The following is a 24,340-nucleotide window of genomic DNA, read 5'->3' as shown; positions in this document are numbered from 1 at the left end:
TGCTTGACCACCACCGTGCTGGGTGCTCCGGTCGTCTGCGCGATACACGGTGCGGAAAACAGCAGGGAAGCAATCACGGGCAGGCAAACGCGCAACGACGACATGATGAAACTCCGTATCAGTGGATTCTGGATCGCATTGGAATCGCGACCGCACAAATAGTTTCGCGCCGGCATTGCTGCCGGCGCGAAGGTCAGACCGTGTGGATGTCAGTTCGTGAACGTATTGTTCGTGGCGAGTGTGCAAGCGCCACCACCGCCGCAATCACTCGTCTGCGGGTTTTCCATGCGCATGTTCATGAAATAGTCCTGACCCGGCGTCAGCGGGCAACCATTGAGATTCGGCACGATGCGCCATTTGCCGAACGACTCGCCGCCGTTGCGCGTGGTCACGCACAGCGGATTGACCGGTGCGAAATCACCGCATTGCGTGCTGATAGCCAGCGTGATGGCAGGCCCGGAGAAATAGGAGCCATAACCCAGCCATCCATTGGACGTGGTCGACTGACCGGCGGGCACATGGAACTTTGCCGCAATGTACTGCGTCTTGGGCCAGTTCATGATCGCTGGCTGGGAGCCGGCCCGACCGGGCCAAAGGACGGCCGCGTCCAGTTTGTCGCTGTGGCCCCAGATGTTTTCGTAGGCGCGCAGATCCACGTTGGTGCGCGTGGTGCTCCCCGGCGGAATGTTCGGGTATTGGATAGTTGCCACTGTCATGCGCGACATCGGCGTGGCCGGGCAGTTGTCGGGATCGACACCGCCGCCGACGACAACGATCGCCTGCTGGCTGGTGGCATTGCCAGGGACGGCATTCGAGCAGATGAGCTGCAAGGTGTAGGTGCCGGCCAAGGTCGCCGTCACGCTGCGCGGGGAACCGGGGGAGGTCGTGTCCGTCCAGCCCGGCAGGTTGGCGGAGCTGCCGCTCAGCGAGGCCGTGCCGGTGCAGGAGGTGGCGCCGCTGACCGACCAGCTCACCGAGAACGGCGTACCCACCGTCGCGGTGGCCGGCGCCGTGAGCGCGAAACCGTTCGGCTGCGGCGGTTGCGGGGCGCCAGTGGCGGTGGTTGTGCCCGAGGCCGCGCCGGTGGCATTGGTGCAGATCACGCCGAAGGTATAGCTGCCCGCTGCGGCTACGGTTACCGACGTATTGTGCGAACCCGCACAGGCAGCGCCCGTGCAGGCACTGCTACCAACCGGCCAACCTGCCGCTGATGAACCGCTGTAATAGCAGGCGGTGGCAGCCGCCGCCGCGGACCAGCTGACGTTGAATGCCGTACCCGCCGTCACATTGGCAGGGACCGAGGTAGCCACCTGATAGTCCGCCGCGTTGTTGCCACCGCAGCCGTTGCCCGACAGCGCCACGCCAGTTGCCAACAGATTGACGCCGTCCGGAGCCAAGCGCAGGCCTTGCGAGTCGGTGAGGGCGGTGCAGTCTTGCGACTGCGTCGTGGTCAGCTTGATCTGCACCTGGGCGCTGGCCAGCGGCGCAACAAGTGCGCCGACGACGGCGACGAGGAGGCGGATCGGGCGTTGAAGCTGGAAGCGATGAAACATGGGTTCAAGTCCACGTGCTGCGAGCAGAATTCGTCGCGCCCATTCTACCTCTCCATGCCGGCCGGGGGTATAAAATTGTTGTGAAATGTAGACGGTGCACGGAAGCACCGGGTACGTACAGCGGCGCTTTTCCTCCGCTCCGCGGGCGATTTTGGCATGACGCCTAGGCAGCGGTGGACAGGGCGCAACGGCACCCGTCGGTCTCGACCTGGCCATCGCGCGCGCCCTTGGCCACGCCGCCGGAAAGTCGATCAAGCGTTGCGGCCTTCGGAGACGCCCGCCGCATCCTTCGATCCCGCATCGCTGGAACAGCCGACGCACGTCCGGCGTCTCCATTGCAATCACTTCGCTCGCCGGTGGTCGGCTGACGGGAGGTCTGCCTCAAGGAACGTGCCCGTGCCGGGCGCACCAAAAAAAAAGAGGGGGCCTTGCGGCCCCCTCCGGTGAAACACATCACGTCAAACCATTACGAACAGGCGACACCACCGACGGTGCACGAACGGTTCGCACGGTGACGGAACAGGCTGCCGTAGTTGGCCAGCTTGCCCGGCTGCGCATTCGCATTGATGATGTTGTAGCTCATGAAGCCCGTTGCCGGCAGACCGTTGAACACCACGGCGCCCGTTGCCGGAGCCACAGCCACGCCCGTACCCAGCGCGTGCGGTTCGATCGCGTCGTTCAGGCCGAGATCCAACCAGCCAGCTTCGCCGAGCGGGGTGATGTTCGGACGCAGGTGCGAACCGAACACGCCCGACGGATCGCCAGCGGCGGTGTCGTTCAGGAAGCTGATGACGTTGACTTCGTACGGCAGCGAGGACGGACGCGAGCCGACCGGCGGCGAGAAGCCCTCTTCCGACGTCGTGAAGTACTCTTCCTGGTCGTACAGGCCAATGCCGACGGCGACGTTCGACTCACCCGGGGCGGCGAACTTCTCGACGAACGGAGCGCGCGGCGCAGTGGGGTAAGCCAGCTGGTCGACGTAGAAGCGCTTGGTCGGGAACGTGACAACCCAGTCGGTGTTCGCGCCGAGACCTTCGGAAACGAGGAACTCGTTGTACAGGTGGTCCGTCATGAACACGGCGGACACGGCGTCGACGCCGAGAGCGTAGTCAGCGGTGACCAGCGCGCCGTTCACGAACACGTACGCACGAGCGGCCAGGGCGGACTCGGCCGAGTTCGCGTTCTGCAGCGACGGCTCGAGGGCCGACGAACCGAAGAACAGCGTGGTGGAGGTGAAGCCGTCCACCGCGTCAGCGTTGTAGCCGTGGAACGTGCCTTCGTTGACGTTCACGATCGAGCCCGAGCCGAACAGGCCCGAGGTCGGCGGAACGAGCGCGCCAGCAGCGGCGAGCAGCGTCGGCTTGTCGCACTCCGGCGTGCCTTCGTTCGGGGTACCGGTCTGCGCATGCAGCGTGGTGTCGAACAGGGCGCTGGTCGGGACGATGTCGCCCATCGAGATCAGCTCGAGGTAACCCTCGCGCGTACGAGCGATGGTCTGCGGACCCGCGTCCTTCACATTGAACGGAGCGATCGAGCCGCCCGTGTAGGCCGCGCTCGAGAACGGCTGGCCGCCGGCCGGGATGGCCGGGTAGGTGCAGCTGTGGTCGCTCGTGATGAGCTTGGCGCCGGAGGCATCGTCCGCGCCGGTGGCCGTCACGGCCGCCGTCCACACGTCGTGCGGGGACAGGAACAGGTTGAAGTCGAGCACTTCGCGGCTGTTGTAGCCTTCAAGGAAGCGCACCTTCACGGCCTTGCCTTGGTCCGTGGTGTTGACCACGGAGAACAGGCTGTCCTGGCCATTGTTGACCGTGTAGTACGGGTAGATCAGAACCTGGCCGAGACCATCGGGATTCAGGTCGACGGCATTCGCCAGGCCCGCGAAGCCAGCGACGCCGGCAATACCGGCGACGACGGCAGTCGTCAAGGTGTTCTTCTTCATCGCAACACTCCTAAATTTTGATCACAGGGCTTTTTGCTTTACCGCCGACCCCGCACGTACAACAGGCATACCCCAGAGGGCATGGGCAGGGTCAGGCAACAGCGCCGCCATGTTAAGGCAAAGGAAAGGGCGGTGCAATCCCTTCGACCAACGCCTCAACATGCCAGCGAATTCAATCAGTTGGGAAGGAAATACCAGTTCCCTTGGGAGTATATCCAGATCTCCGCCTGGGTACTGGTGGTTTCGATCGCCTTGCCGCCCATGCCGGGCGTCATGAGCCTGTAGGTGACATCGACCTCGACCTGGCAACGCTCGCCGTCGCAGGTCTTCTGCTTGAACTTCGCACCCTTCCACTGCACCGGCCGATTGTTCATGGCGGCGGCATACGCTTCGCGCGTCTGGGTGGCGCGGTAGCCGGGCGTCAGGTAGTCGTAGGCCTTCTCCGCCTCATGCGCGATCAGGTAATTCCAGCGTTCGACCGAGCGCCGATCGACGCTGTCCGGATTCGAATGATCGGTGCAGCCCGCGGCGACCAGTGCGACAAGTGCGAGCGCCGCGATGCCGAAGATTTGCGGCAGTCTAGTTGTCATTCGGATGATCCTCTTGCGGCTTCGCGTCGTCATGGGTCGGGTATGTTCTTGCGCGTTCGGGTGGTGCGGGTTGCGCTGCGACGGGCGGCGGCGGCGAACTCGATCGCAACGGTTGAAGCGACTCGAACTGGCGCGCGTAGTCCGCGGTCATTTCACGCGCCTCGTCGACGCTCGATATCACGCGCGGCGTAATCAGCACGATGAGTTCAGTGCGGTTCTTGGTCTTGTTGGTCGATCCGAAAAGATTGCGCAACAGCGGCACGCGATTGAGCAAGGGAACACCTGAATCGGTATCGCCCTGGTCATCGCGAATCAGGCCTCCGAGCAGCACCGTCTGGCCGCTCTGCACCGCAACCTGGGTCTGGATCTGACGCTGATTGATCGGTGGATTCGTACCCGCCGACGCCGGGCCCGGATTGCTCACTTCCTGGCTGATTTCAAGATAAACGAGGCCACCCGGATTGACGCGCGGCTTGACGTCGAGCGTGACGCCGGTATTGAGGTACTGCACGCTCGAAAGACCCGAAAGCTGATTCGTGCCGTTATTGACGCCGGTCAGGCCGGTATAGGAAATCTGCTGCACCGGAATCTGCTGACCGACGCTCAGTTGCGCTTCCTGATTGTTGGCTACGACCAGCGAAGGAGCCGACAGCGACTTTGCCTGCCCCGATGTTTCGAGTGCGCTCAACTGCACCTGGAACTTGCTGTTGATGAAGGACCAGAAAATCGTCGCTGGCGTACAACTCGATCCACTGCAGGTCGAGGGCGGCCCGACCGATCCGGCAAGCGCTCCGTGCCGATCGTGCTCGTTCGGGTACGGATACGGGCCGCGTGGATTGTCGTAGGTGCCATTGGCACTCTGCAGATTGCCGAGCCACCACTGCACGCCATACTGCAGCGCACCGGTCAGCGATACTTCGAGAATCCTCGCCTCGATCTGCACCTGCAGGGGAATCACGTCGAGCTTCTTGATCGCAGCTTCGATCTGATCCCATTCGACGGGCTGCGCCATGATCATCAGCTGATTGTTCTCCTCGATCGCCGAGATGCGGATGTCCGAATCCTTGTTGCCACCACTGCCGGTGGCCGCAGGCGTGGCAGCTGGCGTCGCCTTTTCGTCCTTCGCCTGCGGGCGCGTCGAGTTCTGATAGCTCATCGAGCTGCCGCCGCGCCCCCCGATGCCGCCGATCGTGACTGGACGCAGACCCTGCCCCACGCTGCCCGACGTGCTGCTGCGCCGACTGCCGCCCGACGACGTGCCGAGGAAGATCTGGCTGAGATAATCGGCGAGATCCGGCGCCTTCAGGTTTTTCACGTTGTAGACGTACAGCTGCACCGAATTCTCGGCGCCACCGCGATCGAGGCGACGCAACCACTCTTCGGCCTGCTTGAGATATTCCGGCTGCGGCGTAATCACGATCATCGCGTTGGTCTGTTCGATCGGCATGAAGCGGAACATGCCGGCGAGCGGCGACTCGCCCTTGCTGCCGAAGAGCGCATCGAGGTCGGGCATCAGCTTCGTCACGTCGACGTGCTGCATCGTGAACACGCCGACCGACATGCCCTTGAGCCAGTCGACGTCGAAGGTGTCGATCGTGCGCTGGTAGTTGTCGAGCTCGGAGGGATTGCCGGCCATCACGATCAGGCTGCGGTTCGGGTCGAGGCTGACGAATGCATCCGGCTTCGCATACGGCTTGAGCAGTTTCGCCATCTCGCTCGCCGAGATGTAACTCAGCGGAAAGATGCGCAGCGAGTAGCCCGGCTGCTGGGTTGCGCCGACGCGCGGCGTCAACTTGCCGGCGATAGCATCCTTCGACTGCAACACCGTGTAGCGCCCGCCCTCGCGCACCATCGCGTTGCCGGTCCACGACAGCAGCATCTCGAGCACCGGCATCGCGTCTTCGCGGCGGATCGGCTTGGAAGTGGAATAGGTGACGTTGCCGCCGACGTTCGGTGCGATCGTGTAGTTCTCCTGCAGCATGTCGCCGAGGATCGCCTTGACCACCGCCTGCACCGGCTGGTTTTCGAAATTGAACGTGACCTGGCCCTCGCCGCCGCCGCGCGAAGGTACCGGCTGCGGCTTGTAGAACTTGGCGGTGCCGACCTCGATCTCGGGTTTCGGCGGCGGACGGTTCGCATCCGTCTTCGGCGAGATCGAGATCCCGCTTGCGCCGTCTTCGGCCGCGATCGGCGCGGCGGGCTTGAGGATGGTCTCGGCGGTCAGCACGTCGCTGTCGCGCGCAGGCACCTTCACCCCCGGTGAGGCACAGCCGGCCAGCAGCGCGAGGCCGAGGCTCAGCAGGAGGGTCGTCAATCGGGATCGCACGTGGCTCACTCCATCATTCGGTCTATTTCGCGGGCTTCGCGCCATTGCGCAGGCGTTCGGCATCTTCGCGCATCTGCTTGCGACGTTCTTCGATGCGGCGCGCCAGGTCGCTGCTCGCATCCTCGGTTTTCTTCGGAGGCGCCGCGGCGTTCCGCGGCGTAGCGGCCGGCGCGGACGGTTTGCCGCCACGCGCCGGACTCGCGGCACTCGGCTTCAGCGCGGTCTCCAGTTCCACTTCCGCGCTTTCGTTCGCCGCATTCCTGAATACGACCAGGCGTGGCTTGACCTCGACCAGCGTCCAGCTCGCCTGCTCGCCTTCCAGCGGCATTCCGACCTTGAGCGCAACCGCTTGGTTCCGCGCCTTGTCCTGCAACATGGCGACGCGCACGTGGTTCTCCTCGTCGAGGATGACGCCGGTCAGTGCGACGTTCAGCGGACTCGGGGGCGGCGTGTCGGCACTGCCGGCGGCATCGACCGGCGTCGGCATGCGATCGTCGTTGAACAGCGGATGCTCGTCCACGGCGGCGAATGCGGACGCGGGCGGCATCTGCAATGCCTGCTTGTCGATGCTGCCCGGCACCGCATTGCCTTCGCCGCCGCCGTCGTCGCTGCTCCACGCATAGCCGCGGCCGAACCCGGCGTATTGCAGGATCGCGAGCAACACCAGCGCAGCACAGAGGCCGCCGAGGATGTTCGTGGTCAGGCGTGCGGTGCGGATGTTCATTTCGCCGCCTTGCCCGGTTCGCGCAGGTAGCCCGACACGTTGAAGCGCACGTCGAGCGGCACCGCTACGGTCTTCGCGCCCGGCGGCGTGTAGGTCTGCTGCTTGTAGATCATCACCTGGTCGACGAACAGGTACGGCTTGCCGTTCTCGAGGTCGTACAGGATCGCCGCGAGCGGTTCGAGGTCGCACTTCAGGCGCGCTTGCACCGTGACACGCTTGTACAGCTCATCCTCGCCGCCGTTGTAGCTCTGCGTGCTCACGTTCTGGCAGCGAGCTTCGTTCTTGGCGTGGTCGCTCATCGCCGCCTTGAGGCGCTGGATCAGCGCCGCCGACGCCGCATTCGGATCCGTCTCCGACAGGAACGCCTGGTTGCCCTGCTCGTACGCCTTGACTTCGGCGACGCGCTTTTCGATTTCGGGCCGCTCGGCGATCGCGCGACTGAAACGCGCCTGCTGCTCGCGCAACTCCTGCATCTGCCCGGCGATCTCCAGATGCGGCGCGACGAACCACCAGTGGATGCCGACCAGATAGATGAGCGCGAGGGTAATCAGCAGCAGCACCACCGCGAGAAAACGACCGTCCTTCGGCTGGAGTTTACTGTTTGCCATGCGTGACCTCCGCGTCCTTGCGGTTCCCTGCGGCCTCGCCTTCGCGGATTTCGCGCGGGCGCTGCTTGTTCACTTCCCTGCTCTCGATCGGCTCGGGCGTCAATGGGCCGCGCGCGGTCGCGTCGCCCGATGCTGGCCGGGAAGCAGGTGCGCCTGCCGCTGGCGCGGTTTTCGGCGGCGCGGGCACAACGGGCGGCGCGGGCTTCTCGGCTGCGGGCTTCGCCGCCGGCGTTGGCGCAGCGGGTGCCGGCACCTTCGCCGGCGTCGCTCCGGCATCCGCTTTCGCGACACCGTGCGGACTGCATTCCTTGAGGTCGGCGTTGATCTGGAAGCGCTCCTTGCCGGTGCGCGCATCCGGCTGCACCTGGCCCTGGAATCCCGGATTGCCCAGGCACGGCGATGCGCCGAGCAGCGCGATCAGTTTCGCCGCTTCGGTGGCCTGGCCCTGCAACTGCACCTGCTTGTTCTCGATCTGCAGGCGTTCGAGGTAGGCATCCGTCGGCAGGCGCTGGGTGAGATCGTCGAGCAAGGCGATGGTGAGCGGAATCCTGCGCTTCTTGTCGGTGAGGAAATTCGCTCCGGCGATCGAGTCGGCCAGCGTCTTGCGCAGGGCTGCGACCTGGCGCGCCTCGTTGTTGGCCTTCTCGACTTCGGCCTGCATCGACGTCAACGCCGACGCGCGGTTGGCCACCGACTCGTCCATGTTGACGAACAGCAGAATGATCGCGAGTGCGGCGAGACCAAGGTTCAGCGGCAGGCGCATGTCGCGCCTACGCGCGCGCTTTTCCGGTGGCAGCAGGTTGGTCTGGTGGCGCCCCGCGCCGGGCGCTCCCTTCCAGCTGTCGACGCCGTCGAGTTCCGTTGCAGCCGCGGCCAGGGTGGACAATTCCTGGTCGAGCTGGCCGCGCGGAATCAGCACGAGTTCGACCCGTGCATTGCGGCCACTCGCATCGTGGCCCAGCACGCGGCTGTCGAAATACACCTGGTCGGCCTTGAACGGCGTCTGCCGGTCCATCTCGAACGCAAGCACCTGGCGCAGGTTCTCGGTCGCCGCCGCGGGCAGGCTGAGCACGCGCGTGAGCACGCGCTCGGCCGGAATGCAGAAAACGGTGCGTACCTGCGGATCGTCGAGCGCAGCGCGAAGGCGACGGAATTCCGCTGCCTGCGCATCCGCCGGCAGGTCGCGGCGGATGCGCGCGTATTCGCTCGTCGCATCGCCCTTCTCGCGCCACACGACCACTTCCTCGCCCTCGAGGTCGAGCAGCAGGGATTCGGAGCGCTCGGACAGCCGGGCGCGCCAGCGCGCCGGCAGGCAAGCCAGCAGTTCGCGCCCCCACCAGGCGAAGAAGCCCGGCAGCGGTGTCTTGGCAAGGCGCGTCCGCAGACGCGCCAGTTGTCTGTCGAGAGTCGGATTCACGGTCAGGAATTTTCCCCATCGCGCCAGCGCAGAATCACATAGGGCCTGCCGGCCGCATTGATTCCGCCCATGCGGATGGTCGCATCCAGGGTCGTGCTGGCGCCATTCGGCAGCTTTGCACGGGACTTGACACTATACGTGAGGCCCCCGCCGGCTGCCATCGGGATGGACATGCCGGCCTGGGTCGCGCATTCGGGCTGCGGCGGCGCGGCCGGATCGCCCGGCTGGAACGACCGGCGCCATTCGACGATCTGCGCCGAGCAGTCCGCCGAACCACCTTCCTGCGCGTCGAGAACCTCGATCGGCGCGTTCGCGAGATTCGGCACGCCCTGGCCGGAATAGATCGTCAGCGCCGGCTCGACCTTGCTGAACAGTTCGTAGTTCATGCCGAGCACCTGCTGCAGTTCGAGCACCGTGTCGAATGGCGCATTGCGCGGGCCGTAGGAAAGGCCGGCGGCCTTGTACTGCGCAAGCTCGGCGCCGTTCAGGGTGGTGTCGTCGTCCGGGTCGATCCAGTCCTTGATCGCGGCCGCAAGGCCCTGCGCCCGGTCGGGGTCGAGTCCACGCGCGGCGAACAGGTTCGTCAGCATCTGTTCGTTCGGTGCGTTGAGGTCGATCTTGCCGGAGTCGTCGGTGATGCGGACTTCCACGTCGGCATCGCCGAAACCGAACGAATACGGTCGCCCGTCGCCGACCCAGCGCATCATCGGATCACTCTTGCGCAATTCGTACACCGCCAGATCCAGACCGGCCTCCGCCGCGTAACGCGCCTGGGTGGTGTCGAACAGATGACGCGACTGGGTCAGCTCGGTGCGCGCGACCAAGGCGAAGCTGCCCAGCAACACCGACAGCATCGCGACCACCCACAACACCAGCAGGAACGCGACGCCGCGCTCGGGTGCGCGCGGCAATCCCCGCGGAAGCCGCTTCGACGAATTCATTGTGCGGGCACCATCGGCGCGGCGGCGCCGAGTCGGCCCGCCGCGTTCAACTGGCCGGGCGCCGTACGGCGCGCGCCGACATCGAGCATCAGCGGGATCTGCATTTCGGGAAAGTCGACGCGCGCCTGCGGCAGCATGCGCACGACGACGCGCACCATCACCGGTGTCACGCCCGGATCGTCCCACTTGTCGGACCAGTCGGTGAGCTCACCGTTCTCGTCGATCGTGCGGAACTCGAAGCGCCCTTCCTGTATCTGGTCGAGCAGCAGCGAAGGTTCGTTGTCGTTGTTCTTCGCGTCGAGATCGAAGCCGTTGAGCATTTCGTCGCTGAACACGAGCCGGCGCCCGCCGCCGCGGTTGCCGACGAATGCGAGAGTCTGCACATAGGGCCCGCCCTTGGAGAGATAGCCCGGCATCGGCGCGACGAAGCGGATCGTGTCGCGCTCGCCCTCGAACACGAAATTCGAGTTCGTGTGCTTGTCGCGCCCGAACGGCAACGGCATCGCCCGGCTGATCTGGTGGCGCATGAATTCCTGCGCGACGCGCAAGCGGTTGGTGCGATTGATCGCCTGCTCGCCCGAATCGATCGAACGCACGGCTGTGCGGATCGACCCGAACGAGCCGGCGAGCAGCAGCGCGAACAGCAGGATCGCGAGCGTGACCTCGATCAGGGTGAAGCCGCGCGCGCGCATGCGTGCATGCACGTTCATCGCCGGCTGCCCATGCGCGGAAGACGCGGCGCGCCATCGGCCTGGTCAGGCTGCGGATTGACGGCGCGCAAGGTACCGAAGCGGGCGTTGCGGGGCTGCTTGCCGATGCCGCCGCCCCAGGTCACGACGAGGTCGACCTGGTAGAGGTCGAACGGCTGCACCTCGATGCCGCCTCCCAGTCCCGCATCGGCACCCGACGTCGTCGCGGGCCCGGCGCCGCCGCGACCGGCGGCGAGCGCCTGCGGCGGTGGTTCGACATCGTGCGGATCGACTTGCTTGACGTCGAGGCTCCACGAGAACGTGTCGTCGAAGCGGCCACTGCTCTGCCCTTCCTCCACCCGCTCGACCACGCCGACACCATCGAGCTTGGACTGCGCCCACAACGCGGCCATCGTGTAGTCGGACGACTGCCGCGCGTTGCGCATCGCTCCCGCGAGGACCTGCATCAGCAGGCCGATCGAGATCGCGAACACGAGGAACGCCGCGATCATCTCGATCAGGGTGAAGCCGCGCGTGCGACGGGCGATGGGTCGGAGGGAGCGATTCATTGCATCAGTGGACAGCGGGAGGTATGCCGAGTTCGCGCGAGGCTACTCGGGTTTCTCGTCGAGTTCGATTTCGCCGGTCAGCCAGGCGACGTTGACCCGCCATTCGCGCTTGCCCATCAGCACCGAGATATGCCCGCCCGTCGAGCTGCCGTCGGCGAAGAAACGGATGCCGCCCGCATTGGTTCCGGTCTGCTCCGTTTCCGCGGTGGTAAGGCGCATCACCATGTCCTTGGGCAGGCTGACCGCCTTCTTGCCGGGTGCGAGGTAGGAATTGTCGTCGAGGTTCAGCACCAGCACTTGCGGCTTGCCCTTCACGATCGCCTGTCCGCGCGTATAGCGCAACGCCGCGACGAGGTCCTTGCTCGCGGCGCGCACCTTCGCGCTGGCAAGGCTCTTGGACAACGACAGGCTCGCCACGGTCAGGACGATCGCAATCAGCACGATCACGGCGATCATTTCGATCAGGGTGAAACCGCGTGGCCGGGATGCACGCCGCCGGGAATGGAGAATGGGGACTGGCGAATGGCCAGTCAGAGGACGCGGCAGTACGCCACGAGACATCGATTCCCGATCGCCAATTTCCGATTCGCGGTTACTCATGGTCGAGCTGCCGTGGTGCGCATTTCCACCGTCACTTGGACGCGTTGAAGTCCGCGTTCATGTCGGTGCCGCCCTGCTGGCCGTCCTTGCCGAGGAAGATGATGTCGAAGTCGGCACCGCCGTCGCCCGGGACCTTGTACACATAGGCATGGCCGAACGGGTCCTTCAGGTTCGCTTCCTTGGTGTACGGGCCGAGCCAGTTCGAGGCGTTGCCCGGGCGAGTCACCAGGTCGGCCAACTGCGCGGGAAATGCACCATTGTCCATCTGGTAGTTCTGCACTGCCTGCGCAAGATTGCCGGCGCCGACCTTGCCCGCGTTGTACTTCGCGCCGCTGAAGCGGTTCATGATCGGTCCGCTGACAACCGTGATGACGATGCCGAGCAGCACGATCACCGCGATCATCTCGACCAGGGTGAAACCGCGGGCTCGCCGCTGGAGCGTGCGCGCACGCTTGAAGCTGACAGCTTTCATGTTGGACTCCTTCATTGGATCGAACCGGTGAGGCTGAGGATCGGCATGATGATCGCCATCATGATCACGGCGACCACGACGGTCATCAGTACGGTGGTGGCGGGCACCAGTGCGGCGAGCATGCGGTCGAGCGTGTTCTTGACCTCGATATCGAAGGTATCGGCGACCTTCAACAACATCGAGTCGAGCTCGCCGGATTCCTCGCCGACACTGATCATCTGCAGTGCGAGCTTGGGGAAGCGCTTGGACTGCGCCAGCGCATGGCCGAGTCCGCCGCCGGACTTGACCTCGTCGGTGGCCGCGTCGACCGACTGCGCCAGCGCGGTGTTGACCATGACGTTGCGCGCGACGACAAGCCCGCTCAGCAGCGGCACGCCGTTCTTCAGCAGGGTGCCGAGCGTGCGCGACAGGCGCGCGGTCTCGATCTTGCGGATCAGGTCACCGACGATCTTCATGCGCAGGAAGCTCTCGTCGAACTTGAGGCGCGACACCGGCTCCGCCATGCGCTTGCGGAACCAGCTGACGAGGAACACGACGAGGCCGATGATCAGCCACCAGAAACTCTTCAGGGTCGCGCCGACGCCGACCACGATGCGCGTGATCAGCGGCATCTCGACATTCATGTCGGCGAACATGACCTGGAACTGCGGCACCACCACGACCAGCAGCACGAACAGCGAGATCAGCACCATCCCGATCAGGAATGCCGGATAGACCAGCGCATTGATCACGTTGCCCTTCAGAACGCGACTGCGCTCGAGGTAATCGCCGAGGCGCGCGAGCGTATCGCCGAGCGATCCGCCCGCCTCGCCCGCTCGCACCATGTTCACGTACAGGCGCGAGAAATTGCCGTGTTCGGCCTCGAGCGCGTCCGACAATGGCGTGCCCCCGCGCACCTGGTCGCGCACGCGTTCGAGCAAATGCCGGGCCTTCTCGGTTTCGGGCAGGTCGAGCAGGATCTGCAAGGCGCGATCGAGCGGCTGGCCGGCATTGAGCAGGGTCGAAAGCTGCTGGGTGAACTGCACGACCTGCGCATCGCGCAGGGTCGCACGCTTGAACAACGCACCGAACAGGCTGCCCGAATCGCCGCTGTCAGCCTCGCGCACGTCGAGCGGGATGTTGCCGGCGTCCTGCAGCTTGCCGATCACCTCATCGCGCGTGGCGAGGTCGAACTGGCCTTCGAGCGTCTCGCCGGCCGCGGTGACCGCCTTGTAGTAGAACAACGTCATAGGGGCTAGGGGCTAGGGGCTAGGGGCTGGAGCGCGATTGATCAATCTTGGAGTCGAGCGATTTTCTGAGGCCACGGAGCATTCGCCCCTGCTCGTCGCAACGCTCGAGCAACGAGAAAATGTCAGCTTCGCTCATGTAACCCAAGCGTGCAGAAAGCTGCAATTGCGTATCGATTTCTGCGAGGGATCCCATTGCAATAGAGACATAGCGGGCGAACTCCTTCGTGGAGGACCGCGCATGCCCTTCTGCGAGCGATGATGGAATTGAAACGGCGGCGCGCCGCATCTGGCTCGCCAAACCATATTTTTCTATGTCAGGCAATCGCGTGCTCATCGCATAAACCTCTTCGGCCAACTGCATCGCCTTTTGCCAGACCAGCAGATCGCGATAACTCTGAATCATGTGCACCACTCCCGTCCCTAGTCCCTAGTCCCTAGTCCCTAACTCTCCTGCGTCACGCGCAGGACTTCCTCGATCGTGGTCTGCCCCTGCAGCGACTTGACCAGACCGTCCTCGTACATCGTGCGCATGCCTTCGGCACGGGCCTGCTGCTCGATGTCGCCCATGCCGGCGTGCTGCATGATCTGGCGGCGGATCGCGTCCGACATCACGAGGAATTCCATGATCGTGGTGCGACCGAAATAGCCGGTCGGATTGGCCGCACTCGAGCCTGGCTTGTACAGCTTGATGGGGCGCTCGTCGGTGAAGTTTTCGAGATTGAATTCCTTCACCACTTCCGGCAACGCCTCGTACGTTTCCGCGACGGAGCGGTCGAGGCGGCGCACGAGGCGCTGGGCGAGGATGCCGTTCACGGTCGAGGTCAGCAGGTAGTCCTCCACGCCCATGTCGAGCATGCGCGTGATGCCGCCGGCGGCATTGTTGGTGTGCAGGGTCGACAGCACGAGGTGTCCGGTCAGCGCGGACTGGATCGCGATGCGCGCGGTCTCGAGGTCGCGCATTTCGCCGATCATGATGATGTCCGGATCCTGGCGCACGATCGAGCGCAGCGCGTGGCTGAAGTCGAGGCCGATCTGCGGCTTGGCCTGGATCTGGTTGATGCCTTCGATCTGGTATTCGACGGGATCCTCGACCGTGATGATCTTGACGTCCGGCGTGTTGAGCTTGGACAGCGCGGTGTAGAGCGTGGTGGTCTTGCCCGAACCGGTCGGGCCGGTCACGAGCATGATGCCGTGCGGCAGCTCCAGCACGTTGATGAACTTCTGCAGGAACTGGTCGGTGAAGCCGAGCGTGTGGAAGTCGAACACGACCGCTTCGCGGTCGAGGATGCGCATGACTACCGACTCGCCGTGTGCGGTGGGCACGGTCGACACGCGCAGGTCGAGCTCCTTGCCCTGCACGCGGATCATGATGCGACCGTCCTGCGGCAGGCGACGCTCGGCGATGTTGAGCTTGGCCATGATCTTGATGCGCGAGATCACGGCAGCGGTCGAGGCCGCTGGCGGTGATTCGACTTCGTGCAGCACGCCGTCGATGCGGTAGCGCACCTTGAGGCGGCTCTCGAACGGTTCGACGTGGATGTCCGACGCGCGCTGCTCGACCGCACGCTGGATCACCAGGTTGACGAGGCGGATCACCGGCGCTTCCGACGCGAGATCGCGCAGGTGCTCGATGTCGTCCTCGCTGCGGTTGTTGTCGTCGGTGAGGTTCTCGACGATCGTGCCCATCGCCGAACGTCCGGACCCGTAATAGCGCTCGATCAGGTCATCGATCTCGCTGCGCAGGCCGATGTTGAGTTTCACCGCGCGGCCGGTGGCGAGCTGCACCGCCTGCAGCGGAAACGCATCGGCCGGATCGGCGACCAGCAAGGTCACGTCGTGGTCGCTCTCGGCGATCGGGCAGACATGGTGGTGCTTGAGAAAGCGCACCGAAGTCTGCACGTTGGCCGGCGCGGTCTCCGGGAACTCCTTCGCCGACAGCAACGGCAGTTTCAGCAGCTCGGACACGCCCTCGGCCATCTCGCGCTCAGACACCAGCCCGAGGCGGGTCAGCAGCGAGACGAGGCTGCCCGAGGCAGGGTCCTCCTCGTGCAGGCGCCGGCCACGCGCGAGGTCGGTCTCCTTCAGGCGGCCGCGCGCGACCAGGAACTGGCAGATACGCTCATCGAGGCTGACCTCGGCCGCCGGTGGGGCGGCATGTTCTGTCGGGACGACGGCGACCATGGGTTCCTGTTGCGCGAAAGGCGATGGGGGCCGCATTGTTCCACATCGGCGCCCGGCTTCGGTTCATCCTGCCCCATCGGGGCCAGGATCGCCGTTTCTGCCGGTACTGTGACCCTCGCGAGCTGCCGCGGGTTCCCGCTCGCGCCCGACCAGGCGTTCGATGAAATCGCGGTTCAGGCCAATCCACAGGGCAACCGGGACGACAGCCGGCAGGATCAGCGAGGCAAACTGGTAGACAAGTGCGATCGCATCCGGCTTGAGGCCGGCCCTCGCGATCGCCGCGGCTCCCTCGACCCCGGCGTCGAAAGCGATCCGCTTCAGGCTCTCGGCGACGATGCCGAACGCCTGGCACACCCAGATCACCGCCAGCGCGAGCGCGAGTTGCAGCAGCCTGCGTCGCGTGGTCAGCGGCGTCGCCATCGCGAGCCCCGCGAACAGCGGCAGCGAGTACGCGTAGACCATCGGGTTCAAGGTCGGCTCGAGCACGCCGACGCCGCCGGGACCCTCCGGACCTGCCGGCACCGTCACCATCACGCGGGTGCCGAGGCTGACCAGATAGCCGGCGCGCGCGATCACGCGTCCCGCTTCGTCGAGCACCTCACCACCAAGCCTGACGCTCTCGAACAAGTCGCCCCAATGACCGAGCAGCACCTGCTTGGCGAGCAGCATCGACGGCCACACCCACAGCGGCGCACACCAGAACCACACGACGAATGCGAGCGGAAGCCACAATACGGCCTTCAGGCCGAACTCGCGGATCGGCGAGAGCGCCATTCAGCCGACCCACACCCGCGCGTTGCGGAACATGCGCATCCATGGCGAGTCCTCGCCCCACTCCCGCGGTCGCCACGACAGCTGCACGCTGCGGACGACGCGCTCCGGATGCGGCATCAGGATCGTCACGCGACCATCGGCGGCGGTAAAGCCCGCGTTGCCGCCGGCCGAACCGTTCGAATTCAGCGGGAAGCGCTCGGTCGCGCGGCCGTCGTTGTCGACGAAACGCACCGCTGCCTGCGCGCGGCGCAGGTCGGCGGGATGCGCGTAGAGCGTATGTCCCTCGCCGTGCGCTACCGCAACCGGAATGCGCGATCCGGCCATGCCGGTGAACAGGATCGACGGCGAATCGAGCACTTCGAGCGTGACCAGCCTCGCTTCGTACTGCTCACTCGCATTGCGCACGAAACGCGGCCAATGCTCCGCGCCGGGAATGATCGCCTTCAGGCTCGCCATCATCTGGCAGCCGTTGCAGACGCCGAGTGCGAACTTCGAAGGATCGGCGAAGAAACGGCCGAACTCGTCGCGCAGGCGCGCGTTGTAGAGGATCGATGCGGCCCAGCCACGGCCCGCGCCAAGCACGTCGCCGTAACTGAAACCGCCACAGGCGGCGAAGCCGTTGAAATCAGTCAGGCGGCGCCGCTCGGCCGCGAGATCACTCATGTGCACGTCAACCGCATCGAAGCCGGCGCGCGTGAACGCGGCCGCCATCTCGACCTGGCCATTGACACCCTGCTCGCGCAGGATCGCGATGCGCGGTCGCGCGCCGATCGCGATGTAGGGCGCCGCGATGTCGTCCGCCGGATCGAAGCTGAGCTTGGGTGCAATGCCGGGATCGCATTCATCGCAGCGCCACGCGTGCTCGGCATCCGCGGTCGCGGGATTGTCGCGCAGGCGCTGCATCGCATGGCTTGTCTCGGACCAGGCCGCCATCAGCTCGCGCCATTCGCGCTTCAACAACGTCTCGCCATCGAGCGCGAGGCGCAGGCGCAGCTTCTTCGTCGGCGTGCCGATGCGATGCGCGATGTCGCCGATGCCGTGGCGTGCGAGCAGCGCGGAAAACGCCGTGCGATCGCTTGCACGCACCTGCACGAGTGCGCCCAGTTCCTCGCTGAACAAGGAGGCGAGCACGCTGTCGCCCCAGCCGTCGAGCCCGATGTCGAGGCCGCAGTGCCCGGCGAACGCCATTTCGATCAGCGCGACCAGTGCGCCGCCGTCGCTGCGGTCGTGATAGGCGAGCAGCAGGCCGTCTGCATTCGCCTGCTGCACGGCGGCGAAGAACGCCTTGAAGCGCGCGACATCGTCGAGATCGGGCGGCTCGCCGCCGCCGCGGTTGAACGCCTGCAACAGGCTGCTGCCACCGAGGCGATTGCGTCCGGCGCCAAGGTCGAGCAGCCAGAGGTCGCTGTCGCCCTGGTCGAGCACGAGCTGCGGGGTCAGCGCCTGGCGCACGTCGCGAGAACGCGCGAACGCGCTGACGATCAAGGACACCGGCGAAACGGTGCGCTGCTCGCCTGCCGAATCCTGCCAGCGAACCTGCATCGACATCGAGTCCTTGCCGACCGGGATCGACACGCCGAGCGCCGGGCACAACTCCATGCCGACTGCGTGCACGGCGTCATAAAGCGCGGCGTCTTCCCCATCGTGGCCGACCGCCGCCATCCAGTTCGCGGAGAGGCGCACTTCGTCGAGCCTCACGTCGGCGGCGGCCAGGTTCGTCAGCGCCTCGCCGACCGCCATGCGCGCGCTGGCGGCTGCGTCGAGCAGCGCGAGCGGCGTGCGCTCGCCCATTGCCATCGCCTCGCCGGCATAGCCGTCGAAGTCGCTGATCGTCACCGCGCAATCGGCCACCGGCACCTGCCACGGGCCGACCATCGGGTCGCGCGAACACAGGCCGCCGACGGTGCGGTCACCGATCGTGACGAGGAACGCCTTGCTGCCGACCGCCGGCAGGCGCAACACGCGCTCGAGCGCCTCGTTCAATGCGATGCCGTCGACGTCCGGCACGACGTCCATGCGACCGCCGCGGCGATGCGCGTCGCGCTGCATGCGCGGCGGCTTGCCGAACAGCACGTCGAGCGGGAGGTCGATGACGTGAAGCGGTGACTGGTGATTGGTGACTGGTGATTCGGGAGAGCCAGACCGGGAGTCGGTGACGACGAGGCGGCGTTCAGTGGTGGCGTGGCCGACGACGGCGAATGGACAGCGTTCGCGCGCACAGATTGCCTCGAACTCGGCGAGGTCGGCGGGACGCACGCCGAGCACGTAGCGCTCCTGCGATTCGTTGCACCAGATCTGCATCGGCGACAGTTGCGGATCGTCACTCGGGATCGCGCGCAGCTCGATGCGGCCGCCGACGCCGGAATCGTTGAGGATTTCGGGGATCGCGTTGGAGAGGCCACCGGCGCCGACGTCGTGGATCGACACGAGCGGATTGGTCCCGCCGCGCGCCCAGCACGCATCGATGACTTCCTGGCAACGTCGCTGCATTTCCGGGTTGTCGCGCTGCACCGAGGCGAAGTCGAGCTGCTCCGAGCTGGAGCCCGCCGCGACCGACGAAGCGGCGCCACCGCCGAGGCCGATCAGCATCGCCGGACCGCCGAGCACGATCACTGCGTCGCCGTCCTGCAACGTACGCTTGTCGACGTGCGGCGCACGCAGGTTGGCGAGGCCGCCCGCGATCATGATCGGCTTGTCGTAGCCGCGATGCAGTCCGAACACCTCGCCTTCCTGTTCGAACGCGCGGAAATAGCCGCCAAGGCAGGGCCGACCGAATTCGTTGTTGAACGCAGCGCCGCCGAGCGGGCCGTCACGCATGATCTCGAATGCACTGGCGAAACGCGGCGGCAGCGGCCGCTCGCGCTCCCACGGCCGCGCGAGGCCCGGGATGCGCAGGTTCGACACGCTGAAGCCGACCAGGCCCGCCTTCGGCTTTCCGCCGCGACCGGTCGCGCCTTCGTCGCGGATCTCGCCGCCCGAGCCGGTCGACGCGCCCGCGTACGGCGAAATCGCGGTCGGATGGTTGTGCGTCTCGACCTTGATCGCGTACGGCACGTCTTCGGCGTGCGCGCGGAACACACCGTCGGCGGGATCGGCAAAGAAGCGACGCGCCGCATTGCCTGCAATCACCGCCGCATTGTCGTGGTACGCCGACAGCGTATGCGCCGGCGACTGCTGGTGGGTGTTGCGGATCATCGCGAAGAGCGACTTCGCCTGCGCGACGCCGTCGAGCTCGTACGACGCGTTGAACACCTTGTGCCGGCAATGCTCGGAGTTCGCCTGGGCGAACATCATGAGTTCCGCGTCGGTCGGATCGCGTCCGAGCTCGCCGTAACGATCGCCGAGGTAGTCGATCTCATCCGGCGCCAGGGCGAGGCCGAGGCGGGCGTTGGCCTCGTTCAAGGCCGCGCCGGCATCCGTGCCGAGCGCGACGCGCACCAGCGGTTGCACCGCTCCCGCATCGAACGCATGCGCGGCAGCGTCGAGCGTGTCGACGACCGACTGCGTCATCGGGTCGTGCAGGATGCGCGCGAGGCGCTGCCAGTCGTCGCTGCCACGCGCAGGCGCGCCGTCGAGCTCGAAGGCGAGGCCGCGCTCGATGCTCCGGACCGGGAAGCCGCAGCCGACGAGGATGTCGGTCGCCTTGCTCGACCACGGCGAACGCGTACCGATGCGCGGCACAACCCACAGCGACGCCGCGCGCACGGGCGCCGTGTCGGCCTCGATGACTTCGCACAGGTGCGGCAGGTCGAGCGCGGCATCCGGCTCGGCGGCGACGAAATAGACGTGCCGCGTCGCGCGTACGCATGCGCCGGGCAGCTGGCGTGCGAGGTCGGCGTTGAGGCGGTCGACGCGGAACGGGGAAAGCGCGGGCAGGCCGTCGAGGGCGATCATGGCGCGGGCGGCGATGGGGAGCCGCCTATTCTAGCCGATAGTGCTCCGCCAAGGCCCGGCTCTGCGGCCGCTTCGTCCGCGGAAACGACGACGCCCGGCGTGGGCCGGGCGTCGGAGATTGCCACAACGGCTCTAGTTGCCGGCAAGCGCCGGAGCGCTGACGGCCTGCAGCCGCGCGAGCATCTCATCCGGCGGCAGGTAGCCGCCGATGCGCGTGCCATCCGGGGCCAGTACCGTCGGTGTCGCGTCGACACCGACCTTGGTGCCGAGCGTGAACTGGTCGGCCACCGGGTTGTCGCACTTCAGCGGTGCCGGATTGGCGCCCGCCTTGGCGGCGGTGAACGCGGCCTTGCGATCCTTGGCGCACCACACCGAGACCGCCTTGTCGTACGACGGCGTGCCGATGCCGCTGCGTGGGAAGAACAGATAGTCGATTTCGATGCCACGCTGGTTGTACTCGGCGATCTGCGAGTGCAGCTTGCGGCAGTAGCCGCAATCGATGTCGGTGAACACCGTGACCTTGTACTTCGGCTTGCCGGACGGCGCGAACACGATGCGCTTGTCTTCGGGCACCGCATCGACCTTGTGCTTGGTGTCGACCGCGAGACGCGTTGCGGTGAGGTCACGCTTGCTCTTGGTGTCGAACAGCGAACCCTGCAACAGGTACTTGCCGTCATCACTGACGTAAACCATCTGGCCGCCGACGATGACCTGGCGGTAGCCGGGAAGCGGCGCCTGCTCGATCGCGTCGATCTTCGCTTGCGGCACGAGTTCGCTCAGCGCCTTGCGCGCGGCGGCATCGGCAGCCGATTCGGCGGCATGGCCAACGCCGTGGAAGGCGAGAATTGCGGCAAGCGCGGTGCCTGCCTGCTGGAATCGATTCATGACATGCATCCTCAATTCTTGGCGACGCTGGCTTGCGCCATGCGATCGAGTTCGACCGCGAGGCGGTCCGGCGACATCGCAACCTGCGACGGAATCGCGGTGCCGTCCGCGGCGAGCATGGTCGGCGTGCCGCCGATGCCGATCGCCTGTGCGAGCTCGCTCAGCTCCGCCACCGGATTCGGACACGTCGCCTTGCCCGGATCCTGTCCGGCCATCGCGCGCGTGAACGCGCCCGGACGATCCTTGGAGCACCATACGGCCTCGGCCTTCTTGTCCGCGCCGGGATGAATCGACAACGGGAAGAACAGATAATCGACCGCGATGCCCTTCGCGTTGTACTGCGCGATCTGCTCGTGGAAGCGCCGGCAGAACGGGCAATCGACATCGGTGAACACGGTGACGGTGTGCCTGGTTGCCAACGGCGCCTGCGGCGCGAAGACGATGCGCTTGTCCGGGCCGATCTTCGCGAGTGCCGTCTGACGCACCTTCGCGCGCGAGGCCTCGGTCATGTCGCGCTTGCCGGCGACGTCGAACGCCCGCCCGTTCAGCATGTAGCGGCCGTCCTTGCTGACGTAGACGAATTCGCCACCGACGATGGCCTCGTAGAAGCCGGGCACCGGCGATTCCTGCACCGCCTCGACCTTCACATTCGGCGCGAATTGCACCGTCGCCTGGCGGACCGTCTCTTCGGGCGTCGCGGCAAACACCCCGGTGGCCAGCAGCAGGCCGGTTGCAAATAGCGGAAAACGCATGAAGACCTCGCGCGTGAAAAGGAATCGGTCCGAAGGACCGGAGCAGGGGCGATCAGCTTGCGCCGCGCCAGCAGCCGGGAGGAAAGACCCTGCGACGGGCGCCAAGGTTCCCGGGACCAACGACGGATTCTGGCATGCGCGGCCGCCGGCGAACAGTGAAGCAGCTCCCGGGCGCAGGTCAGCCCCGCGGGTGGTGGCGCGCGTGCAGGCGTTTGAGCCCCTCCTTCGCGACCAGGGTGTAGATCTGCGTGGTCGACAGAGAGGTGTGGCCGAGCATGAGCTGCAGCGCGCGCAGGTCGGCGCCATGGTTGAGCAGATGGGTGGCGAACGAGTGGCGCAGCACATGCGGCGAGATGCGCGTGGCCGGGATTCCGGCGACCAGCGCGTGCTTGCGCACCAGCGTCCAGAACATCTGCCGCGTCATTGCAGCGCGCCGGTTGCTGACGAACAGCGCGTCGCTGCGGCCGCCCTTGAGCAGCAGCGGGCGCGCATCCGCGACATAGCGCTGCAGCCAATGCGCTGCCTCTTCGCCAAGCGGCACCAGGCGTTCCTTGCCGCCCTTGCCGAGCACGCGCAACACTCCCTGGCGCAGATTCACCTGCGCCGCGGTGATGCCGACCAGTTCGCTCACGCGCAGACCGGTCGCATACATGAGTTCGAGCATGGCGCGATCGCGCAGGCCGAGCGGCGTATCGGGAGGAACGCGCAAAAGGCTGTCGATCTCGGATTCAGACAACGCCTTGGGCAGGCTACGCGGCAACTTCGGCGCATCGACCAGCAGGGTCGGATCGGCGACAAGCCGCCCCTCGCGCACCAGCAGGCGATGGAAATGGCGCAGCGCCGAGAGCAGTCGCGCATTCGAGCGGGCGCGATATCCGGCACCAGTGCGGCCGCCCGAGCGCGCGCGCGCGCCGAGGTAGCGCTGCAACGATTCGCGATCGGCGTTCGCGAGCGATCTTCCCGCAGCGGCGAGCCAGCGCGCATAGCCTTCGAGGTCACGCCGGTAGCCGGCGAGCGTGTTGTCGGCGAGACCCAGCTCCGACCATGCGCGTTCGAGAAAGAATGCGATCAGGGCGCCATCCGCGCCTTGCACCGCGGGCGGGGGCGGACGCCCGCGCTTGCGGGGCGACGGAGTTGCGACTTCGATCGAACGCTTGGGCAAGGCTCATCCCGTGGTTGTTCGGCTTGCGCGGTCGAGCCTAAACCGCGACGCTAGGCTCCGTCACTTCCGCACCCCGCGATCATGCCTTCGGCAACACCTGCTTCCCTGTGGCTGCGCGCCGCCGCTGTCGTCTACGACCTGTTCCCGCTGATCGGCCTGTGGATGCTGACGGCCGCACTCGCGATGCTCATCGCGCACGGCGACGTCGACGCGGCGCATCCGCCAGCAACATGGCGCGCGCTGCTGCAGATGGCCCTGTTCGCGGTGACCGCGACCTACTTCGTTGCTTCCTGGTCGCGCGGCGGCCAGACCATCGGCATGCGCGCGTGGCGCACGCGGGTGGTGTCGACGGAGGGTCGAGCGCTGCCATGGCCGCGTGCTCTGCTGAGGTTTTCGCTGGCGCTGGTGTCGCTGCTCGCATTCGGCCTCGGCTTCGCGTGGTGCCTGTTTGATCGCCGAGGCCGCGCCTGGCACGACATCATCGCGCGCAGCGAGCTGGTGCGGATCGAGCGCTGAAGCGCCGACGAAGGCGCGAAGTCGAACGCCTACACCGCGAGCGCGCGCGCGACCATCTCTTCGATGGCATCGAGGTCCGGGATGATTGCGCGGTCGTCGCGCACCAGCACTTCGGCGCGCACGCCAGGGGCATGCGGATGCTCGTCGCTGGTCTGGATCAGCAGTTCCTGGGTGATTGTCGTCAGGCGCGGGAAGCCCTGCGCGAGCAGCGCGATGAACGGCATGCCGGAATTGTTGCCCAGCGCCTTCAACACGGCGACGCGGGCATTCGTCCGGCTTTCCTCGGCAAGTTGACCGGTGAGGACCGGGAACGAGAACAGCGGCAGGCGCCAGCCACGCCACGGCAGGCGACCGAGCAGCCATGCCGGCGCATTCGGAATCGTCTCCGGCTTGGTGTAGCTGATCACTTCGGCGACGGTCGCGTTCGGCAGCAGTACGCGACCGTCGGTGATCGGCACCATGACGCCGCGGATTTCGCGTGGTAGTTCAGCCATCTCTTGTCCCCTTCGACGCGTTCCG

General features: G+C 66.0%; 22 protein-coding genes. 1 reads left to right on the top strand and 21 read right to left on the bottom strand.

Translation table 11 applies throughout. The annotated features are described in order from the left end of the window. Positions 1-209: 209 nt before the first annotated feature. The 20 genes from ACILRJ_RS16205 to xerD form a co-directional block, all read right to left on the bottom strand. Positions 210-1,553, bottom strand: coding sequence for a hypothetical protein (locus tag ACILRJ_RS16205; RefSeq protein ID WP_395684248.1), 1,344 nt, complete (start codon positions 1,551-1,553; stop codon positions 210-212). 466 nt (positions 1,554-2,019) lie between these two features. Next, positions 2,020-3,492 (bottom strand): hypothetical protein, encoded by a 1,473-nt coding sequence (locus tag ACILRJ_RS16200; RefSeq protein WP_395684247.1) that lies wholly within the window; start codon positions 3,490-3,492, stop codon positions 2,020-2,022. A 176-nt stretch (positions 3,493-3,668) separates the two neighbouring features. Then, positions 3,669-4,082 carry a hypothetical protein gene (locus tag ACILRJ_RS16195; protein WP_395684246.1) on the bottom strand — a complete coding sequence of 138 codons (414 nt, stop codon included), beginning with the start codon at positions 4,080-4,082 and terminating at the stop codon, positions 3,669-3,671. Next, positions 4,072-6,408 (bottom strand): type II secretion system secretin GspD, encoded by a 2,337-nt coding sequence (gene gspD, locus ACILRJ_RS16190; RefSeq protein WP_395684245.1) that lies wholly within the window; start codon positions 6,406-6,408, stop codon positions 4,072-4,074. Before gspD ends, ACILRJ_RS16195 begins: the two co-directional genes overlap by 11 nt. A gap of 22 nt (positions 6,409-6,430) precedes the next feature. Further along, a complete protein-coding gene (locus ACILRJ_RS16185) occupies positions 6,431-7,132 on the bottom strand; it encodes a hypothetical protein (RefSeq protein ID WP_395684244.1) in 702 nt (233 codons plus the stop codon). After that, positions 7,129-7,740, bottom strand: coding sequence for a type II secretion system protein GspM (gene gspM, locus ACILRJ_RS16180; RefSeq protein ID WP_395684243.1), 612 nt, complete (start codon positions 7,738-7,740; stop codon positions 7,129-7,131). Before gspM ends, ACILRJ_RS16185 begins: the two co-directional genes overlap by 4 nt. Then, entirely contained in the window at positions 7,727-9,157 is a 1,431-nt protein-coding gene (locus tag ACILRJ_RS16175; RefSeq protein WP_395684242.1) for a PilN domain-containing protein, read from the bottom strand. The genes gspM and ACILRJ_RS16175 overlap by 14 nt, the downstream gene beginning before the upstream one ends. Before the next feature lie 2 nt (positions 9,158-9,159). Next, positions 9,160-10,098 (bottom strand): general secretion pathway protein GspK, encoded by a 939-nt coding sequence (locus ACILRJ_RS16170; RefSeq protein WP_395684241.1) that lies wholly within the window; start codon positions 10,096-10,098, stop codon positions 9,160-9,162. Continuing rightward, entirely contained in the window at positions 10,095-10,808 is a 714-nt protein-coding gene (locus ACILRJ_RS16165) for a prepilin-type N-terminal cleavage/methylation domain-containing protein (protein WP_395684240.1), read from the bottom strand. Before ACILRJ_RS16165 ends, ACILRJ_RS16170 begins: the two co-directional genes overlap by 4 nt. Beyond that, positions 10,805-11,356 carry a prepilin-type N-terminal cleavage/methylation domain-containing protein gene (locus ACILRJ_RS16160; protein WP_395684239.1) on the bottom strand — a complete coding sequence of 184 codons (552 nt, stop codon included), beginning with the start codon at positions 11,354-11,356 and terminating at the stop codon, positions 10,805-10,807. The genes ACILRJ_RS16165 and ACILRJ_RS16160 overlap by 4 nt, the downstream gene beginning before the upstream one ends. A gap of 42 nt (positions 11,357-11,398) precedes the next feature. Further along, the gene (locus ACILRJ_RS16155) at positions 11,399-11,866 is read right to left on the bottom strand and encodes a GspH/FimT family pseudopilin (protein ID WP_395684385.1); all 468 of its coding nucleotides are present in this window, start codon (positions 11,864-11,866) and stop codon (positions 11,399-11,401) included. A gap of 121 nt (positions 11,867-11,987) precedes the next feature. Beyond that, positions 11,988-12,428: a type II secretion system protein GspG gene (locus ACILRJ_RS16150; RefSeq protein ID WP_395684238.1), complete on the bottom strand. Its 441-nt coding sequence runs from the start codon at positions 12,426-12,428 to the stop codon at positions 11,988-11,990. Positions 12,429-12,439: 11 nt separating this feature from the next. Next, on the bottom strand, positions 12,440-13,657 hold the full coding sequence (locus ACILRJ_RS16145) for a type II secretion system F family protein (protein ID WP_395684237.1): 1,218 nt from the start codon (positions 13,655-13,657) through the stop codon (positions 12,440-12,442). A gap of 19 nt (positions 13,658-13,676) precedes the next feature. Then, positions 13,677-14,060: a four helix bundle protein gene (locus tag ACILRJ_RS16140; protein WP_395684236.1), complete on the bottom strand. Its 384-nt coding sequence runs from the start codon at positions 14,058-14,060 to the stop codon at positions 13,677-13,679. Between the two features lie 38 nt (positions 14,061-14,098). Further along, positions 14,099-15,838 carry a type II secretion system ATPase GspE gene (gspE, locus tag ACILRJ_RS16135; RefSeq protein WP_395684235.1) on the bottom strand — a complete coding sequence of 580 codons (1,740 nt, stop codon included), beginning with the start codon at positions 15,836-15,838 and terminating at the stop codon, positions 14,099-14,101. A 63-nt stretch (positions 15,839-15,901) separates the two neighbouring features. Further along, positions 15,902-16,612: an exosortase H-associated membrane protein gene (locus ACILRJ_RS16130; protein ID WP_395684234.1), complete on the bottom strand. Its 711-nt coding sequence runs from the start codon at positions 16,610-16,612 to the stop codon at positions 15,902-15,904. After that, positions 16,613-20,506: a phosphoribosylformylglycinamidine synthase gene (gene purL / locus ACILRJ_RS16125; protein ID WP_395684233.1), complete on the bottom strand. Its 3,894-nt coding sequence runs from the start codon at positions 20,504-20,506 to the stop codon at positions 16,613-16,615. A gap of 132 nt (positions 20,507-20,638) precedes the next feature. After that, positions 20,639-21,391, bottom strand: a complete 753-nt coding sequence (locus ACILRJ_RS16120) for a DsbC family protein (protein ID WP_395684232.1) — start codon at positions 21,389-21,391, stop codon at positions 20,639-20,641. Positions 21,392-21,402: 11 nt separating this feature from the next. Continuing rightward, a complete protein-coding gene (locus tag ACILRJ_RS16115; protein WP_395684231.1) occupies positions 21,403-22,143 on the bottom strand; it encodes a DsbC family protein in 741 nt (246 codons plus the stop codon). Between the two features lie 178 nt (positions 22,144-22,321). Further along, positions 22,322-23,305: a site-specific tyrosine recombinase XerD gene (xerD, locus tag ACILRJ_RS16110; RefSeq protein WP_395684230.1), complete on the bottom strand. Its 984-nt coding sequence runs from the start codon at positions 23,303-23,305 to the stop codon at positions 22,322-22,324. Positions 23,306-23,386: 81 nt separating this feature from the next. Between xerD and ACILRJ_RS16105 the strand changes: the two genes are divergently transcribed. Continuing rightward, a complete protein-coding gene (locus tag ACILRJ_RS16105) occupies positions 23,387-23,821 on the top strand; it encodes an RDD family protein (protein ID WP_395684229.1) in 435 nt (144 codons plus the stop codon). A gap of 29 nt (positions 23,822-23,850) precedes the next feature. On the opposite strand, the gene ACILRJ_RS16100 is transcribed toward ACILRJ_RS16105, so the two are convergent. Beyond that, on the bottom strand, positions 23,851-24,315 hold the full coding sequence (locus tag ACILRJ_RS16100) for a chemotaxis protein CheW (RefSeq protein ID WP_395684228.1): 465 nt from the start codon (positions 24,313-24,315) through the stop codon (positions 23,851-23,853). Between the last annotated feature and the right edge of the window lie 25 nt (positions 24,316-24,340).

The organism is Dokdonella sp., from assembly GCF_044227025.1.
In the GTDB taxonomy this organism is placed as follows: Bacteria; Pseudomonadota; Gammaproteobacteria; order Xanthomonadales; family Rhodanobacteraceae; genus Dokdonella_A.
Note: the sequence above shows the minus strand (reverse complement) of the source record. Positions and strands in the feature narration are given on the sequence as shown.